Origin of the sequence: Actinomadura sp. 3N508, from assembly GCF_044326375.1 — a bacterium.
Classification (GTDB): Bacteria; Actinomycetota; Actinomycetes; order Streptosporangiales; family Streptosporangiaceae; genus Spirillospora.
The window spans coordinates 385,770-402,229 of sequence record NZ_JBIRAX010000008.1 but is presented as its reverse complement, the minus strand read 5'-3'; the positions used below and the strand labels follow the sequence as shown (position 1 = coordinate 402,229).

At 71.7% G+C, this 16,460-nt stretch carries 16 protein-coding genes; 9 read left to right on the top strand and 7 right to left on the bottom strand.

The window, feature by feature from the left end; translation table 11 throughout:
- Positions 1 to 1,053: a septum formation family protein gene (locus ACH34S_RS28320; protein ID WP_395955887.1), complete on the top strand. Its 1,053-nt coding sequence runs from the start codon at positions 1 to 3 to the stop codon at positions 1,051 to 1,053.
- A 60-nt stretch (positions 1,054 to 1,113) separates the two neighbouring features.
- Here the strand turns inward: ACH34S_RS28320 and secD are convergent, their stop codons facing one another.
- From secD to ACH34S_RS28295, 5 genes are all read right to left on the bottom strand, one after another.
- The gene (gene secD, locus ACH34S_RS28315) at positions 1,114 to 3,384 is read right to left on the bottom strand and encodes a protein translocase subunit SecD (RefSeq protein ID WP_395955841.1); all 2,271 of its coding nucleotides are present in this window, start codon (positions 3,382 to 3,384) and stop codon (positions 1,114 to 1,116) included.
- 60 nt (positions 3,385 to 3,444) lie between these two features.
- Positions 3,445 to 3,897, bottom strand: a complete 453-nt coding sequence (locus tag ACH34S_RS28310; RefSeq protein WP_395955840.1) for a hypothetical protein — start codon at positions 3,895 to 3,897, stop codon at positions 3,445 to 3,447.
- A 278-nt stretch (positions 3,898 to 4,175) separates the two neighbouring features.
- Positions 4,176 to 5,564 carry a glycine--tRNA ligase gene (locus tag ACH34S_RS28305; RefSeq protein ID WP_395955839.1) on the bottom strand — a complete coding sequence of 463 codons (1,389 nt, stop codon included), beginning with the start codon at positions 5,562 to 5,564 and terminating at the stop codon, positions 4,176 to 4,178.
- Positions 5,565 to 5,840: 276 nt separating this feature from the next.
- Positions 5,841 to 7,415, bottom strand: a complete 1,575-nt coding sequence (locus tag ACH34S_RS28300) for a glycoside hydrolase domain-containing protein (RefSeq protein WP_395955838.1) — start codon at positions 7,413 to 7,415, stop codon at positions 5,841 to 5,843.
- 137 nt (positions 7,416 to 7,552) lie between these two features.
- Positions 7,553 to 7,837, bottom strand: a complete 285-nt coding sequence (locus ACH34S_RS28295) for an antibiotic biosynthesis monooxygenase family protein (protein ID WP_395955837.1) — start codon at positions 7,835 to 7,837, stop codon at positions 7,553 to 7,555.
- 39 nt (positions 7,838 to 7,876) lie between these two features.
- Between ACH34S_RS28295 and ACH34S_RS28290 the strand changes: the two genes are divergently transcribed.
- The 7 genes from ACH34S_RS28290 to ACH34S_RS28260 all read left to right on the top strand — a co-directional run bounded on the left by ACH34S_RS28290 (position 7,877) and on the right by ACH34S_RS28260 (position 13,660).
- Positions 7,877 to 8,185 (top strand): DUF6703 family protein, encoded by a 309-nt coding sequence (locus tag ACH34S_RS28290; protein ID WP_395955836.1) that lies wholly within the window; start codon positions 7,877 to 7,879, stop codon positions 8,183 to 8,185.
- A 54-nt stretch (positions 8,186 to 8,239) separates the two neighbouring features.
- Positions 8,240 to 9,193: a metal ABC transporter substrate-binding protein gene (locus ACH34S_RS28285; protein ID WP_395955835.1), complete on the top strand. Its 954-nt coding sequence runs from the start codon at positions 8,240 to 8,242 to the stop codon at positions 9,191 to 9,193.
- Complete coding sequence (locus tag ACH34S_RS28280; RefSeq protein WP_395955834.1) at positions 9,190 to 9,963, top strand: metal ABC transporter ATP-binding protein; 774 nt, start codon at positions 9,190 to 9,192, stop codon at positions 9,961 to 9,963. Before ACH34S_RS28285 ends, ACH34S_RS28280 begins: the two co-directional genes overlap by 4 nt.
- Positions 9,960 to 10,859, top strand: coding sequence for a metal ABC transporter permease (locus tag ACH34S_RS28275; RefSeq protein WP_395955833.1), 900 nt, complete (start codon positions 9,960 to 9,962; stop codon positions 10,857 to 10,859). The genes ACH34S_RS28280 and ACH34S_RS28275 overlap by 4 nt, the downstream gene beginning before the upstream one ends.
- Positions 10,860 to 10,877: 18 nt before the next feature.
- Entirely contained in the window at positions 10,878 to 11,264 is a 387-nt protein-coding gene (locus tag ACH34S_RS28270; protein WP_395955832.1) for a Fur family transcriptional regulator, read from the top strand.
- A gap of 226 nt (positions 11,265 to 11,490) precedes the next feature.
- The gene (locus tag ACH34S_RS28265) at positions 11,491 to 13,143 is read left to right on the top strand and encodes a M4 family metallopeptidase (protein WP_395955831.1); all 1,653 of its coding nucleotides are present in this window, start codon (positions 11,491 to 11,493) and stop codon (positions 13,141 to 13,143) included.
- A 91-nt stretch (positions 13,144 to 13,234) separates the two neighbouring features.
- Entirely contained in the window at positions 13,235 to 13,660 is a 426-nt protein-coding gene (locus ACH34S_RS28260) for an OsmC family protein (RefSeq protein WP_132178982.1), read from the top strand.
- A gap of 10 nt (positions 13,661 to 13,670) precedes the next feature.
- On the opposite strand, the gene ACH34S_RS28255 is transcribed toward ACH34S_RS28260, so the two are convergent.
- Positions 13,671 to 14,471: an isoprenyl transferase gene (locus ACH34S_RS28255; protein ID WP_395955830.1), complete on the bottom strand. Its 801-nt coding sequence runs from the start codon at positions 14,469 to 14,471 to the stop codon at positions 13,671 to 13,673.
- Positions 14,468 to 15,232 carry a DNA repair protein RecO gene (gene recO / locus ACH34S_RS28250; RefSeq protein ID WP_395955829.1) on the bottom strand — a complete coding sequence of 255 codons (765 nt, stop codon included), beginning with the start codon at positions 15,230 to 15,232 and terminating at the stop codon, positions 14,468 to 14,470. Before recO ends, ACH34S_RS28255 begins: the two co-directional genes overlap by 4 nt.
- Positions 15,233 to 15,418: 186 nt before the next feature.
- Here recO and ACH34S_RS28245 point away from each other — a divergent pair, with 186 nt between their 5' ends.
- Entirely contained in the window at positions 15,419 to 16,459 is a 1,041-nt protein-coding gene (locus tag ACH34S_RS28245; RefSeq protein ID WP_395955828.1) for a M4 family metallopeptidase, read from the top strand.
- Position 16,460 lies beyond the last annotated feature (1 nt).

Here is a 16,460-nt window from a genome sequence, read left to right as displayed (position 1 = left end):
ATGGCCCCCCGGCCCGGCCCCGGCATGGCCGGGCCGTGGCCGGAGCGGGACGTCCCGTACTACGCCGGCCCCCCGCAACCGGAGCCGCCGCTCGTGCCCCGGACCAACCGGCTGGCGATCGTCGCGATCGTCACCGGGCTCTGCGGCCTGGTCCTGCCGGCGGTCGGCTTCGCGATCGCCGCGCTGGTGCAGGCCGGAAGGCGCGGCGAGCGGGGCAAGGGCCTGGCCGTGGGCGCGCTGGTCGTGTCCGCCGTCTGGGGCGTCGTGGCGGTGGTCGCCCTCGCCGTGGCGGTGGGGTCGCTGGTCACCGCCGACCGGGACGAGTCGGGGCGGGTCACCGGCAAGGACAAGGTGCTTCCCGCGGCGCTGCGGGTCGGCGACTGCTTCAACGATCTCGACGTCGACTCGCTGCGGTCCCCCGTGACGGCGCTGCCCTGCACGGACCCGCACCAAGGCGAGGTCGCCGCCCAGGCGGAGCTGCCGGCCGGTAGATTCCCGGGGAACCGGCAGACTCATGAACTGTCGACCGATGCCTGCTTCCTCAAGACGATCCGTTTTCTGAAGAGCCGGCATGCCGAGCACCTTGAGCCTTACCTCATCATGCCGACGAAGACGAACTGGGACGCCGGCGACCGGAAGGTGCTCTGCCTGCTCATCTATACCGGGCCCGACACCATCACCGTGCCGATCGCCCAGACCCTGGATCCGCAACTGAAGTACTGGAACGAACTCGCCTACGGCGACTGCTTCGGGAAATCGGACGCGGAGGTCCCGACACAGCGCGTCCTCTCCTGCACCCGGGAGCACTGGAGCCAGGTGTACGCGGTCTTCACCATGAAACCGGGCCCGTATCCGGGGCCGAAGGCGATGGAGCGGAACGCGGACGCGACCTGCGAGAAGCGGCTCGGAAAGGCTTTCGGCAAGCGTCCGTACCCCGAGTACTACTCGTTCTATTACGCGGAGAAGTTCGAGTGGGAGGGCGGGATCCGTACCGTCGTCTGCTTCGGGACGAGCGAGGACCGTCCGCTGAAGAAGTCGATGCTCCCCCGCTGACGCGCGGCCCCGCGGCAGGCGGGCAGGCGGGCCCCGCGCGATCCGGGGCCCGCGTACCGGTCAGACGACCGCGCCCGAGTCGTGCGTGGTGCGGCGCGGCGGGCGGGACTTGCCCTTGCGCTGCGGCGGCGGGGCCTTCGCGAAGCGCTCCAGGACGACCGCCATCGGCGTCGCGGTGAACACGCTGGAATACGTGCCGACGATGATCCCGATCAGCAGCGCGATGGCGAAGTCGGTCAGCGAGTCGCCGCCGAGGACCGCCAGCGCGGACAGGATGAACAGCGCGCCCATCCCGGTGTTGATCGTCCGCGGGACGGTCTGCAGCACGCCCCGGTTCGCGATCGCCGCGAACCGTCCCTTCGGGTTCTCGCCCCACATCTCCCGGACGCGGTCGAACACGACGACGGAGTCGTTCACCGAGTACCCGATGATCGTGAGCAGCGCGGCGAGGAAGACCCCGTCGATCGGTTTCCCGAGCCAGGCGAAGATGCCGGTGACGATCGTGATGTCGTGGAACATGGCGATGACGGAACCGGCGGCGAACGTCCACCGGAACCTGATCGTCAGGTAGGCGAGCTGCACCAGCAGCGCGACGGCGAGGGCGATGAGGGCCTTGTTCCGCAGCTCCTCGCCGAGGCTGGGGCCGATCAGCTCGTCGCGCTGCTTGGTGGCCCCGCCGCCCTTCTCCGAGAGCGCGTTCTGGATGCGCTTCTCCTCCTCGTTGGTGAGGTCGACCGTCCGGACGGAGATGTCGTCCTCCCCGGAGGTCTGGACGACGGCGCGCGGGAACCCGGCGTCGGCGACGGCGGAGCGCGCGACGTCGATGTCCACGTGCCGGGACGTGGAGTATTCGACGAGCCGCCCGCCGGTGAACTCCACCCCGAAGTTGAGCCCGCGGACGAAGATCCCGGTGATGGCGACCAGGACGGCGAGCGCGGAGATCCCGAGCCAGAGGCGGCTGCGTTTCATCAGGTCGGGGCCGCTCTCCTCCAGCCACCGGCGGATCCGCCCGGCGCCGCTCAGTCCGCCCGCCTTGCCCTTGGTGAGCCGGGGCAGCCGCGCCGCCGCCGCGTCGGTGAGGACGCGGCTCAGCAGCATCGCCGAGACGAGCGAGGCGAGCACACCGATGGTCAGCGTGACCCCGAACCCCTTCACCGGCCCGGAGGCGAGGAAGAACAGCAGCGCACCGGCGAGCAGCGTCGTGACGGCGGAGTCCGCGATCGCCGACCACGCCTTGTTGAACCCGACGGCCAGCACCGTCCGCGCGGAGCGTCCCGGAGCGGCGGACAACTCCTCTCTGGCGCGTTCGAAGGCCAGCACGTTGGCGTCGATCGCCATGCCGATCGCGAGGACGAAACCGGCGAGCCCCGGCAGGGTGAGGGTCGCGCCGACGGCGACGAGCGCGGCATAGGAGATCAGCGCGTACCCGGTCAGCGCGATGGTCGCGAGGAAGCCGACGAGCCGGTAGACGGCGACGATGAACAGCCCGGTCAGGATGATGCCGATGACGGCGGCGCGGGCGCTGGCGTCGATCGCCTCGTCGCCGAGCGTCGGCCCGACCACCCGCTGCTCGATGACCTTCACCGGGACGGGCAGCGAGCCGCCCTCGATCAGCGCGGCGAGATCCTTGGCCTCGGTGGCGCTGAAGTCCCCGGTGATCTGCGTCGATCCGCCGGCGATCCCGACGCCGCAGGCCACGCTCTCGGTGACGCCCGGGGAGGAGATCACCTTGCCGTCCAGGATGATCGCGATCCGCCGCTCGTCACCGGTCGCGCACGCGGCCTTGGCGGTCAGCTGCTCCCACGTCTTGCCGCCGGAGCCCTTGAAGTCGACGTTGACGGCCCAGCCGCCGACGTTCTGCGGGTCGTAGGTCGCGCTGGCCGAGCCGATGCCGTCGCCGGTGAGCGCGGCGGGCGCGATCAGGATCGGCTGGCCGCTCTCGTCCGGGATGATCTGCTGGCCCTTCTCGGGCTTGCCGGTGTTGGGCAGCACCGGATGGGCGGTGAGCTGCGCGGTCCTGCCGAGCGCCTGGGTCGCCCTGGTCGGGTCCTGGACGTCGGGCAGCTCCACGATCAGCCGCCGGTCGCCGGACCGGGTGAGCGAGGACTCCGCGACGCCGAGCGCGTCGACGCGGCGCTGCAGCACCTCCCGGGCGCGGTCGGTGGACTCCCGGTCGGCCTTGACGGTCGGCGAGTCCTGGGTTTCGAGGACGATCTGGGTGCCGCCGCGCAGGTCGAGGCCGAGGCGGGCGGGTTTGGACCAGGCGAAGTAGAACGATGTGGCGAGCACGGCGAACGCCAGTACCGCCCGCACCATGTTGGCGCGAGTCAAAGGGAACCTCCACACGGGGCTTCGGCGCCGGGCCGCTGCGCGGCACCGCGGACGACTAGCTCAGATCCGTGGGGAGGTGGGAGGGGCACGGCCGCGCGGGACGCCCTCGGGGGCGACGTCCGGCTCGGCGTGGACGGCGAGGGACCGGGCGGCGCGCCCGGACGGCGGCCGGATCTCGACGGCGGACGAGGGCAGCACCGCGAACGCCGGATGCGTGACGACCGGCGACTGCCCGGCGTGGGCGAGATGCGCGTGCACCGCCTGCACGTGGGGCCGTGGACGGTGCGTACCGGCGGAGGGGCGGGTCCGGGCGGGCGCGTGCTGTGCCGCCCCGCTCCGCGCGCCGGTGATCGTTCCGGTGGCGGACGTCCCGCCGTGCGCTCCGGCTCCGGCGGGCCCGACCACGATCCCGAGCAGGCCCAGCGCGATGATGAGCAGCCGGGCGACGGGCCGGGCAGGCCGGTGCATGTCGCCCATCCTGCCCCTCCCCTCGGGCTCCTCGTCGGGCGGCATGGCCGCCGGGCTCCGTGGTGCGCTTCCCCGCCCACGGTGCCGGGGGCGGCGGCGGGCGGTCCAGCCAACGCTAGCCCAGGTTCACGGCCCTGGAGACACCGTTCGCCCGGCGTTGACGAAACCCGGACCCTTGACCTGCACAGACACCCCGGCAGACCGCTCCATCCCAGGGATGGGCTCAGGGGTCGCAAGGAAAAAGGGCCGCCCCAGGCGATGGGGCGGCCCGTTTCGTGCCGTGCGTCCCGACGGACGCAATGCGATGCGGTGCGGTGCGGTTGTCAGCAGCCCAGGAGCTGCGCGGCCAGGAAGGACTCGACCTGGCTGATCGCGATGCGCTCCTGGCTCCTGGAGTCGCGCTCGCGGACGGTGACCGCGTCGTCCTCCAGGGTGTCGAAGTCGACGGTGACGCAGAACGGCGTGCCGATCTCGTCCTGCCGGCGGTAGCGGCGGCCGATGGCCCCGGCGTCGTCGAACTCGACGTTCCAGTTCTTGCGGAGCCGCGCGGCGAGGTCGCGGGCCTTCGGGGACAGGTCGGCGTTGCGCGACAGCGGCAGCACCGCGGCCTTGACCGGCGCGAGCCGCCGGTCGAGCCGCAGCACGGTGCGCTTCTCCGGCTTGCCCTTGGCGTTGGGCGCCTCGTCCTCGGCGTAGGAGTCCATCAGGAACGTGAGCGTGCACCGGTCGACGCCCGCCGCCGGCTCGATCACGTACGGGACGAACCGCTCCCCCGACTCCTGGTCGAAGAACGACAGGTCGGCGCCGGACGCCTTGGAGTGCGTCGACAGGTCGTAGTCGGTGCGGTTGGCGATGCCCTCCAGCTCGCCCCATTCACCGCCGATGAAGTCGAAGCGGTACTCGACGTCCACGGTCCGCTTGGAGTAGTGCGACAGCTTCTCCTGCGGGTGCTCGTAGAGCCGCAGGTTCTCCTTGCGGATGCCGAGGTCGACGTACCACTGCATGCGCTCGTCGATCCAGTACTGGTGCCATTCCTCGTCGCTGCCGGGCTTGACGAAGAATTCCATCTCCATTTGCTCGAACTCGCGGGTCCGGAAGATGAAGTTGCCGGGCGTGATCTCGTTGCGGAACGACTTGCCGATCTGCCCGATGCCGAACGGGACCTTGCGCCGCGCGGACTGCTGGACGTTCATGTAGTTGATGAAGATGCCCTGCGCGGTCTCGGGCCGCAGGTAGGCAAGGCCCGACTCGTCCTCGACGGGGCCGAGGTAGGTCTTCAGGAGGCCGTTGAACATCCGCGGCTCGGTGAAGGAGCCCTTGACGCCGCAGTTCGGGCAGCCGATGTCGGCGAGGCCGTTCGCGGGCGGGCGGCCGTGCTTCTCCGCGTAGCCCTCTTCGAGGTGGTCGGCGCGGAAGCGCTTGTGGCAGGACTGGCACTCGGTGAGCGGGTCGACGAACGCCTGGACGTGGCCGCTGGCCTCCCAGACCTCGCGCGCCAGGATGACGCACGAGTCCAGGCCGACGATGTCCTCGCGGCCCTGCACCATGGACTTCCACCATTGGCGCTTGACGTTGTTCTTCAGCTCGACGCCGAGCGGCCCGTAGTCCCAGGAGGCGCGGAGCCCGCCGTAGATCTCGCTCGACGGGTAGACCAGGCCCCGCCGCTTGGCGAGGTTGACGATCGTTTCCAGCACATCGGAACGGCGTGCCATGAAATATTCTCCATCCGGCTGGCGGTCGGCGGGACAGTGAGTACGCCCCGATCCGCCGTGGGAAACGGCGGGTGGTGGCGATTGCGATCCCCGGTGATGGCGCCCTGGCGTCCGGCCGACGAACGGTTCGGTCTTCGGCGGCGCCTGCGAGCAATCACAGCTTAGGGCACGGGCGAGTCTAGTAGACGCAGCGTGGTGACCGTGCGTCCACAAGACGCCCCAGTTCACGGCCCTGGGAGAGCCCTAGGAGAGCCCTGTGAGTGCCCTAGTCGCGGCCTAGTAGACGCGTCCGTCGACGATGTTGCTGTCGATGTTGATGGTGACGCCGCCGTGCCGCTCCTTGTGGCCGCCGCGGTACTGCTTGATGCGGCGGTGGCGGTTCCACCAGTGGTCCGGGATGAACGGGTCGCCGTACACCTTGGCCCTGCCGTCCCAGTTGGCGAACCAGACGCCGACGGGCCTGCTGATGCCTTCGGCGCGTCCCACGTCCCGGATGCCGGACTTGACGCTGCTGTAGAGGCATGGCTTGTACCCGGCCTTCTTCAGCTTCCGGACCCAGTTGTCCACGAAGCGCAGGACCGCGGCCCTGCAACCGGGCTGGTTGGTCTTGTACGCCTCCATGTCGTAATAGATGGGGGCGCCTTTCCGGATACCTAGCGCTCGCGCCTTGCGGGCGGCGTCCACGGCGGACTTGGCGCCCTGGGACGCGGCGTTCTTGGCGCTGAACCGTTGCGGACGGCTGCTGCAGGGCGCCTGGAGCCCGACGTAGGTGGGCGTGATGCGGTAGCCCATCTCGCGGACCTCCCTCACCCACCGCTTCGTGAGGTTGGGCTGCGCGCATCCGCGCGCGGCGCCGCCGATGTAGATGTTGGTGACCTTGAACGAGGGGCGCCACGCCCGCATGGCCTTGAGGGACGGCGCCGTGCAGGTGTCGAACCCCTTGCCCCGCACCCAGGGGCGCCGGTCGACGATCGGGGCGGAGGCGCTGTCCGGCCCGCGCGGCACGTCCGGCTCGAACGGCTCGAACGGTCCGTCCGGTATGGACGGCTCGGTGGGCATTGAGACCTCAGGAGGCACCGACGGCACGGACCGCACCACCGGCGCCGCCGCAGGCATGGACGGCACAGGCGGCGCGACCGGCACCGCCGGCACAGGTGGCACCCCCGGTACAGCCGGCACGGACGGTACGGCCGGTACGGCCGGTATAGCGGGGGTCGACGGCGTGGCCTGCGTGGACGGCGTTGTCGTGCGCGAACCGGCGGCCGACGCGGTGGTCGTCAGGCGGGTGTGGCGGAGCAGCCGCTGGAGCGCGGCCGGGTCCGTCCCGTAGACGCCGGTGATGGTGACGCCGGCCTCGGGGACGGTGAGCCGCGCCTCATGGTCGACGGTCTGCGGGAGGTCGAACGTGGCGAGCTGCGCGCCGTGGACGACCGTCCGGGACGCGCGCCCGTCGGCGGCGGGCCGCACCCGGTCCGCGGGCTGGAGGTGGATCGCCTCGGTGCGGCCGACGAGCCGGGCCGGGCAGTCGGGCTGCGGGCCGGGGCGGCCGAGGTAGACGGCGTGCCGGTCGTAGCGGACGCAGCGCGACGGGTCCCGTTCGAGGTCGTGGACCTCCCACCCGGCCGGGACGGTGAGGCGCAGGCCCCGGTAGCCGACGACGCGCGGCACGCCGGTCCGGGCGCGGCCGTCGGTCAGCGCGGCGGCCTGGTGGGGCGCGGGCCGCGCGGCGGACGTCCGGACGACGGCGACGACGGGAGGGACGGCCGCCAGTACGGCCAGCCCGCCGAACAGGGCGGCACGGGACAGCACGGCACTGGACCGGACGGCCTCGGATCGAACGGCACGGCGCATCACATCTCCCCCGGCGGGCACGGCATGATCGTGATGCCGCAAAGATCACCTTGGCGGCGTGCCGCGAAACCGGGCCCGGACGCTTCTTGCCCCGCCGTTTCCCGTATGCAGACAGATTTTGATCAAGACGGCACCGATCAGGCGGACGTGACGATCTCGTAGGCGCCCGGTTCGTCCACGGCCATGGCCGCGAGCGGGATGAACTCGAGCCGCACCTCGTACCGGCCGAGCGCGCGGCGGTAGTGGCCGGCGCCGTCCCATTCGGTGACGAGGGCCCACAGCCCGGGGTCGTCGACCGTCCTGCCGAGCCGCCCGGAGCGGAATCCGGGGCTCGCGGACAGCAACGTCAGCACCGCGGTCATGCGTTCGGCGAAGCCGCCGGCGTCCTCGCCCGGGACGCGGTACCGGGTTATCGCGATCATCCGTCCATCCTGGCAGGGCGGGGTACTACGTTGGGGCACGTGGAGACGAGAGGTGAGCAGGGCTCGGGCCTGCGGGCGGCGGTCGAGCGGTGGAGTGCGGCGCCGGTGGTGTTCCTGCACCGGCTGCCGCGGTGGGTGCTGCTCGTCGCGGTGTTCGTCCTGCTGGTGATCGGGATGGCCGGGACGGGCTGGGTGGCGGCCGCCGCGGTGCTGGTGCTGGCGGTGGCGCTGGCCTGGTTCGCCTTCCTGAACTGGCCCGCGCTGGACGGCTCGGGCAGGGCGCTGCGCGTCGTGGCGCTGGTGGTCCTGGTGGGGTTCGCGCTGGGCCGCGGCATCGGCCGGATGTGAGCGCCCGCACTTCCTGGTTTTGACAATCATTTTCATCGTCGCCATAATCGCGGGGTGCCTAGCTTCCGCGACCCGCGACGCGCCGTCCCCGCTGCGGTCCTCGCCCTGGCCGGGCTCGCGGCCGGGCTGACCGGCTGCACCAACGCCGACGCCGACATCCCGCCCGGCAAGACCGTGGTGGTCGCGTCGTTCTACCCCGTGGCCTGGCTGGCGGAGCAGGTCGGCGGCGGCGACGTCTTCGTGCGGACGCTCACCGAACCCGGAACCGAGCCGCACGATCTGGAGCTGACGGCCCGCCAGGTCGCGAACGTATCGGACGCCGACTACGCCGTCTACGTGCGGGACGTGCAGCCCGCCGTGGACGACGCCGTCCGGCTGCACGCGAAGGGCCGGTCGCTGGACGCGGCGAGCGTGATCCGGACGCTGGCCCCGCCGGAGGAAAGCGAACCCGACGAGGAGGCGCATGACGGCCTCCGCCACGAGGAGGCGGACTACGACCCGCACATCTGGCTCGACCCGAGCCGCATGGCGGCCATCGCGACCGCGCTCGGCGACCGGCTCGCCGCCGCCGACCCCGCCCACGCGCCCGGCTACCGGCAGCGCGCCGGGGCCACCGCCGCGCGGCTCGCCACGCTCGACCGCGCGTTCCAGGACGGCCTCGCGTCCTGCAAGCGCCGGGAGATCGTGACCGCGCACGGCGCGTTCGGCTACCTCGCCGACCGCTACCGCCTGCGCCAGATCCCGGTCGCCGGGGTCGACCCGTCGAGCGAGCCGTCCCCGAAGCGGATGGCCGAACTGACGCGCCGGGTGTCCGCCATCGGCGCCACGACGATCTTCACCGAGACGCTGGTCAGCCCGAAGGTCGCGCGGTCCCTGGCGCGGGAGGCGGGCGTGCGGACGGCCGTGCTGGACCCGGTCGAGGGCATCGAGGACGGCGCGTCCGGCGACTACATGACGATCATGACCGAGAACCTGCGGACGCTGCGCCCAGCGCTGGAGTGCTCATGAAACACGACCCGGCCCAGCCGCCATCCGAAGAGCCCCCGCCGTTCGCGATGGCGGGCGGGCTCGTCCGGCGCGACGGCCGCGAGATCCTCGCCGGTGTCGACCTGCGGGTCGAGACCGGCGATGTGCTCGCGGTCCTCGGGCCGAACGGCGCGGGCAAGTCCACGCTGGTCAAGGCGCTGCTCGGGCTGGTCCCGCTGGCCTCCGGGCGGACGGAGATCTACGGCACGCCGCCGCCGCGCTTCCGTGCCTGGCGGCGGATCGGGTACGTCCCGCAGCGGCTGCCGATGGGCGGCGGGGTGCCCGCGACCGTCCGCGAGGTCGTCTCGTCCGGGCGGCTGGGACGGCGGTCCCGCTGGCGGCCCGCGCTGTTCAACGACCGCGCCGCCGACCGCGCCGCCGTCGACCGGGCGCTGGAGACGGTCGGGCTCACCCCCCACGCCCGCGACTCGGCGCATCTGCTGTCGGGCGGCCAGCAGCAGCGCGTGCTGATCGCGCGCGCTCTCGCGGGCGAGCCCGACGTGTTCGTGATGGACGAGCCGACGGCGGGCGTGGACGCGCGCAGCCAGGCGGCCCTCGCGTCCGCGCTGCGCGAGCTGGCCGGGGGCGGGCGGACGGTCGTCCTTGTTACCCACGAGCTCGGCCCGATGGAGCCGCTGATCACGCGGACGGTCGAGCTGGGGCACGGGCGCATCGTCAGGGAGGACACCGTCCGCGAGAGCACCGGCCGGGCGGACCCGGCGCGGGACACGGCGCCTGGGAGGCCCGCGTGAGCGACATGTTCCAGTACGACTTCATGCGCATCGCCCTGGTGATGGCGGTGCTGATCGGGATGACCGCCCCGGCCGTGGGCACGTTCATCGTCCAGCGCAGGCTGTCGCTGCTCGGCGACGGCATCGGCCACATCGCGCTGACCGGCATCGGGATCGGCCTGCTCACCAGCACCTCGCCCGTCCTCGGGGCGCTGGTGGTGTCGGTGCTCGGCGCGGTGGCGATCGAGTTCCTGCGCGCCCGCAGCCGCAGCGGCGCGGACGTCGCGCTGGCCCTGCTGTTCTACGGCGGGCTGGCGGGCGGCGTGATCCTCACCAACGCCAACGGCGGCAGCGGGACGAGCCTGCAGTCGTACCTGTTCGGCTCGATCACCAGCGTCACCGTCACCGACCTTTACGTGGTCGCGGGGCTCGCCGCCGCGGTGCTCGGGATCGTCGCCCTGTTCGGCCGCGAGCTGTTCCTGCTGTGCCAGGACGAGGAGGTGGCGCGCGCGTCCGGGCTGCCCGTCAGGTTCCTCAGCGTGCTGATCGCCGCGACCGCCGCGGTGACCGTCGTGATCTCGATGCGGGCGATCGGGTTGCTGCTGGTCAGCGCGCTGATGATCGTGCCGGTGGCGGCGGCGCAGCAGCTCATGCGGGGGTTCCGGGGCACGATGCTGGTCGCGATGGGGGCCGGTGTACTGTCGGCGGTATCGGGGCTCGCGGGTTCCTTCCAGTACGATCTGCCTCCGGGCCCTTCGATCGTGCTGCTGGCGCTCGCGCTGTTCGTCACGGCGGTCGCCGGGGGCGCGCTGGTGCGGCGAAGGCGCGCGCGGGCCGGCACGGCCGTGGAGAACGTCCCCGCCGCGGCCGGGACCGGCGTCGAGGCGCGTGTGGACGCCGAGGTGATGGGGGGATGACGCGGAGGTGCGTGGGGGATGACGACGGCCCGCCGGGACGCGGTACGTCAGGTGCTGACCGGCTCCGAGGGTTTCCGCAGCGCGCAGGACATCTACGCCGATCTGCGCGCGGACGGCTCCAAGATCGGCCTCACCACGGTCTACCGGGCGCTGCAGGCGCTCAGCGACGCGGGCGAGGTCGACGTGCTGCGCACGGACGAGGGTGAGGCCGTGTACCGGGCCTGCCGCACCGAGCAGCACCACCACCATCTCGTCTGCCGCGAGTGCGGCCGGACGATCGAGGTCGAGGGCCCGGCCGTGGAGCGCTGGGCCGAGGCCATCGCCGCCGAGCACGGCTTCAGCGACATCACGCACACCGTCGAGGTGTTCGGCACCTGCGCCGACTGCATCGCGAAGAGCGGCTAGCACCTGACGCCCCCGCCCCTCCGGAACCGGACCGCGCCACGCCGTGCGCCCGCTAGGTGACGCACCGCCACCGAACAAGGTTCGGACTTCACACGCTCCGTAGGCAATCGTTGGCACATTGCTACATCTACTTATGAGTACGCCTATGTCATAAATGACCCCATCGCCACGGCACGGCCCGACGGCGGGCCTTCGGGGGGCGTGGCGCCCGCACGAGAGGGCGTTCATGACAAGACGGGCGTTCACCAGCCGACGGACCGTGCTCCTGGCCGCGGCGACCCTGCTGAGCTCCGCCGGAACCGCGATCCCCGCCGCCACCGCCTCCGCCGCTCCCCCGCTCACCGCGAAGGCGCCGTCCCCGCCCGGCCCCGGTTCGTCAGCCGCCCGCCGGGCGGCGGAACGGGCGCTGGACGCGCTCGCCGGGCACGCCGGCGAGGTGCGCGCCGGGGACGGCCAGTCGTTCAAGGTCGTCCGGGTCCTGCTGGACCGCGACGGCACCTCGCACACCCGGATGACGCGCACCTACGACGGGCTTCCGGTGCTGGGCGGGGACATCGTCGTCCACCAGTCGGCGTCCGGCGCGTGGCGCGGCAGCAGCGGCGCCCTCGCCGGGAGACCCGCCGATTCCCGTCCCGAGGTCGGCGCCGCGACCGCCACCAAGCGCGCCGTCACCGGGCAGCGCAAGGCGGCGGGCTCGCCCGCGCTCGTCGTCGAGGCCCGCACCGCCGACCACAGGCCGCGGCTGGCCTGGCGCGTCCAGACAACCGGCAGGCAGGCGGACGGCACGCCGAGCCGCGTCCTCACGTCCGTGGACGCCGCGACCGGCAAGGTCCTGCTGCGCGAGGAGATGATCCGCACCGAGGCGGGCGACGGCAAGTCGCTCTACAGCGGGACCGTTCCGCTGGAGACGACGAGGTCCGGTGGGACATACCGGCTGAAGGACCCGTCCCGCGGCGGCACCTACACCGGCGACGCCGAGAACAAGACCGACCTCTGCGTCCTCCTCTGGTGCCTCTCGCGCGCCCCGGCGACCGTCTTCACCGACACCGACAACCACTGGGGCAGCGGCACCCTCGCCGACCGCTCCACCGTCGCCGTCGACGCCCAGTACGGCACCAGCATGACCTGGGACTTCTACAAGAACGTCTTCGGCCGCAGCGGGATCAACGGCGACGGCAAGGGATCGTTCAACCGCGTCCACTACGACACCGGCTACGCCAACGCGTTCTGGGACGACTCGTGCTTCTGCATGACCTACGGCGACGGCGACGGCACCAACCTCGGGCCGCTCACGTCGCTGGACGTCGCCGCGCACGAGATGAGCCACGGCGTCACCAGCGCGACCGCGAACCTCACCTACAGCGGCGAGTCCGGCGGGCTGAACGAGGCGACCTCCGACATCATGGCCGCCGCCGTCGAGTTCTACGCGAACAACCCGGCCGATGTCGGCGACTACCTGGTCGGCGAGGAGGTCGTCCTGCCCGGCTTCGGCAAGCGCGCGCTGCGCTTCATGGACAGGCCGAGCAGGGACGGCAGCTCCCATGACGCGTGGTCGCCGGAGACCAAGAACGTCGACGTGCACTACTCGTCGGGCGTCGCCAACCACTTCTTCTACCTGCTGGCCGAGGGCAGCGGCACGAAGGCGATCAACGGTGTCGCCTACGACAGCCCCACCTCCAACGGCTCCACCGTCAAGGGCATCGGCCGGGACGCCGCCACGAGGATCTGGTACCGGGCGCTGACCACGTACATGACGTCCTCGACCGACTACAAGGGCGCCCGCACCGCGACCCTGAACGCGGCCAGGGACCTCTACGGCGCGGGCAGCACGCAGTACAGCACCGTGGCCGCCGCCTGGTCCGCGGTGAACGTCGGCTGAAAGCCCTGATCAGGGGCCCGGAGCGCGGCTCCGGGCCCCTATCGGGTGGTTCATGATCTGCACCGCGGGCTCATGCGACAGAATCGGGGGCATGGCTACGACACGTACCGCAAACGCGCATTGGGAAGGGCCGCTGCTCAGCGGCCAGGGGACCGTCTCGCTGGACTCCTCGAAGCTCGGCACCTACGACGTGACCTGGGCATCGCGGTCCGAGGAGCCGGGCGGCCGGACGAGCCCGGAGGAGCTCATCGCCGCCGCGCACTCCACCTGCTACTCGATGGCCCTGTCGCACGGCCTCGCCGGCGCCGGGACCCCGCCCGACAAGGTGGACACCAAGGCCGAGGTCACCTTCCAGCCGGGCGAGGGCATCACCGGCATCCACCTGACCGTCCGGGCCAGCGTCCCCGGCCTGTCCGCGGCCGACTTCGAGAAGGCCGCCCAGGACGCCAAGGCCGGCTGCCCGGTCAGCAAGGCCCTGGCGGGCACCACCATCACCCTCGACGCCGCTCTGGTCTGACCAGGGGGCGTCAGCCGCGGGCGGCGGCCGGTTCCACGGTGTTGGGGACCGCGCCGCCGTACCTGCGGTCTCTGGACGCGTAGAGCTCGCAGGCGTGCCAGAAGTGGCGGCGGTCGAAGTCCGGCCAGAGGGTGTCGAGGAAGACCATCTCCGCGTAGGCCGACTGCCACAGCAGGAAGTTGGACGTGCGCTGCTCCCCCGACGAGCGCAGGAACAGGTCCACGTCCGGGATGCCGGGCTCGTCCAGGTAGCGGGCGAAGACCTTCTCGGTGATCTTGTCGGGGTTCAGCCGGCCGTCCCGGACGTCGCGGGCGATCGCGGCGGCGGCGTCCGCGATCTCGGCGCGGCCGCCGTAGTTCACGCAGAACTGCAGGGTGAGGACGTCGTTGTCGCGCGTCATCTCCTCAGCCGTCTCCAGCTCCTTGATCACGCTGCGCCACAGCCGCGGCCGGCGGCCGGCCCACCGGACCCGGACGCCCATCGAGTGGAGCTGGTCGCGGCGGCGGCGGATCACGTCCCGGTTGAAGCCCATGAGGAAGCGCACCTCGTCCGGCGAGCGCTTCCAGTTCTCGGTGGAGAACGCGTACGCCGACAGGTACGGGACGCCCAGCTCGATCGCGCCCATGATCACGTCGAAGAGGGAGTCCTCGCCGCGCTTGTGCCCCTCGGTGCGCGGCAGCGCGCGCTCCTTGGCCCAGCGGCCGTTGCCGTCCATGACGATGGCGACGTGCCGCGGCACCAGATCCGCCGGGATCGGGGGCGGGACGGCGCCGTCCCGGTGCGGCTCCGGCGGCGAAACGGCCCTTCTCAAACTCTCTCCCTGATGGTGTCGGTGGTTCCGTCGTCGCGTTCGACATGGCGCAGGGAGCGGATCCCGTGCTCCAGGTGCCACTGGAGGTAGGCGGCGACGAGGCTGCTGGTCTCCGTCCGGTGGCGCTGCTCGCTGCCGTCGGCGTACTCCCAGTCGCCGCGCAGCAGCGCCAGCATCAGCGCGAACGTCGGCGGCGCGGGGGTCGCGGCGCCCGGCTGGCGGCAGTTCGCGCAGACCGCGCCGCCCGCCGCGATGGCGAACCCGCGCAGCCCGCCGCGGTCGCCGCAGCGGCAGCACTCGTCGAGCGCGGGCGCCCAGCCGGCGACCGACAGTGAGCGCAGCAGGAACGCGTCCAGGACGAGCCGCGGGTCGTGGGCGCGCTCGGCGAGCGTGCGCAGCCCGCCGACGAGGAGCAGGAACTGCCGAAGCGCGGGCTCGCCCTCCTCGCCCGCGAGCTTGTCCGCGGTCTCCAGCATCGCCGTCCCGGCCGTGTAGCGGGGATAGTCGGCGACGAGCGCCTCCCCGTACGGGCGCAGCGTCTCCGCCTGGGTGATCAGGTCGAGCGAGCGCCGCTCGTACAGTTGCAGGTCGACATGGGTGAACGGCTCCAGCCGCGCCCCGAACCTGGACTTGGTCTTGCGGACCCCCTTGGCGGCGGCGCGGATCCGGCCGGTGCGCCGGGTCAGCACCGTCACGATGCGGTCGGCCTCGCCCAGCTTCTGGGTGCGCAGGACGATGCCTTCGTCGCGGTAGAGGGTCACCCGTTCATTCTGACGCACGTCACCGCGTGCCTCGCCGCCAAGCCGGGGCATCTCCCCAGCATCTCCACAAGTCCCCCGGCCGGTACCCGTACCGCGGGATAACAATTACGTAGCGTGACCGGATTCGGCCGTAGCGTCATGGCCAAAGTTGTGGCTCGAATCACAACGAGGTGGCAGCGTTGTGGCATGAGATGCCACATCGTGCCGCCGCACATGCTGGAACGCATCGCCCACGACGCCGATGACCCGGCCATCCGCGAACGCGCCCGCCGAACCCTGGCCCTCAGCTCCCTGCAGGCCACCGAGCGACGGACACTCTCGGCCACGGCCCCCTCCCCCAACGAGGACTACGTCCCCAACCGGACGATCAACGACGCGGGGAACCGCGAGGAACTGCCCGGCCGCACCGTCCGGGCGGAGGGGGCGCCCGCCACCGGCGACAAGGTCGTCGACCAGGCCTACGACTGGCTCGGCGCCACCTTCGACTACTTCGAGGCCGCGCACCGCCGCAACTCCATCGACGGCGCCGGCCTCCGGATGATCTCGACCGTCCACTACGGAGACAAGTACGCCAACGCCTTCTGGAACGGCGATCAGATGGTGTACGGCGACGGCGACGGCGTCGTCTTCACCTCGTTCACCGGCCCGCTCGACGTCACCGGCCACGAACTCACCCACGGCATCACCCAGTACACCGCCAACCTGGAGTACTACGGCCAGTCCGGGGCGCTCAACGAGTCCGTCTCGGACGTGTTCGGCTCCCTCATCAAGCAGTGGCACCACAAGCACACCGCCGACCAGGCCGACTGGCTCATCGGGCAGGGCCTGCTCGCGGAGCGCATCAACGGGGTCGCGCTCCGCTCCATGAAGGACCCCGGCAGCGCCTACGACGACCCCCAGCTCGGCAAGGACCCGCAACCGGGCCACATGAACGACTACGTCGAGACCCACCGCGACAACGGCGGTGTCCACATCAATTCGGGCATCCCGAACAAGGCCTTCTACCTAGCCGCAACGGAGATCGGCGGTAAGGCCTGGGAGAAGGCGGGTCGTATCTGGTACGACACTCTCACCGGTGGCACCATTGCCACCGACGTCGACTTCGCGCGGTTCGCCGCCGCGACCGTCCAGTCCGCGACACGCCTCTACGGGGCCGAAGCGGCCGAGACGAAGGCGGTGAACCGGGCCTGGGCGGGGGTAGGCGTCCGCACGGAGGCGAACGGATAGC

Coding starts and splice junctions, on each gene's coding strand:
- ACH34S_RS28260 (WP_132178982.1), top strand. CDS start 13,235: ATGGCTACGACACGTACCGCAAACGCGCATTGGGAAGGGCCGCTGCTC.
- ACH34S_RS28305 (WP_395955839.1), bottom strand. CDS start 5,564: ATGGCACGCCGTTCCGATGTGCTGGAAACGATCGTCAACCTCGCCAAG.
- ACH34S_RS28270 (WP_395955832.1), top strand. CDS start 10,878: ATGACGACGGCCCGCCGGGACGCGGTACGTCAGGTGCTGACCGGCTCC.
- ACH34S_RS28265 (WP_395955831.1), top strand. CDS start 11,491: ATGACAAGACGGGCGTTCACCAGCCGACGGACCGTGCTCCTGGCCGCG.
- ACH34S_RS28295 (WP_395955837.1), bottom strand. CDS start 7,837: ATGATCGCGATAACCCGGTACCGCGTCCCGGGCGAGGACGCCGGCGGC.
- ACH34S_RS28310 (WP_395955840.1), bottom strand. CDS start 3,897: ATGCCGCCCGACGAGGAGCCCGAGGGGAGGGGCAGGATGGGCGACATG.
- ACH34S_RS28320 (WP_395955887.1), top strand. CDS start 1: ATGGCCCCCCGGCCCGGCCCCGGCATGGCCGGGCCGTGGCCGGAGCGG.
- ACH34S_RS28280 (WP_395955834.1), top strand. CDS start 9,190: ATGAAACACGACCCGGCCCAGCCGCCATCCGAAGAGCCCCCGCCGTTC.
- ACH34S_RS28300 (WP_395955838.1), bottom strand. CDS start 7,415: ATGCGCCGTGCCGTTCGATCCGAGGCCGTCCGGTCCAGTGCCGTGCTG.
- ACH34S_RS28245 (WP_395955828.1), top strand. CDS start 15,419: ATGAGATGCCACATCGTGCCGCCGCACATGCTGGAACGCATCGCCCAC.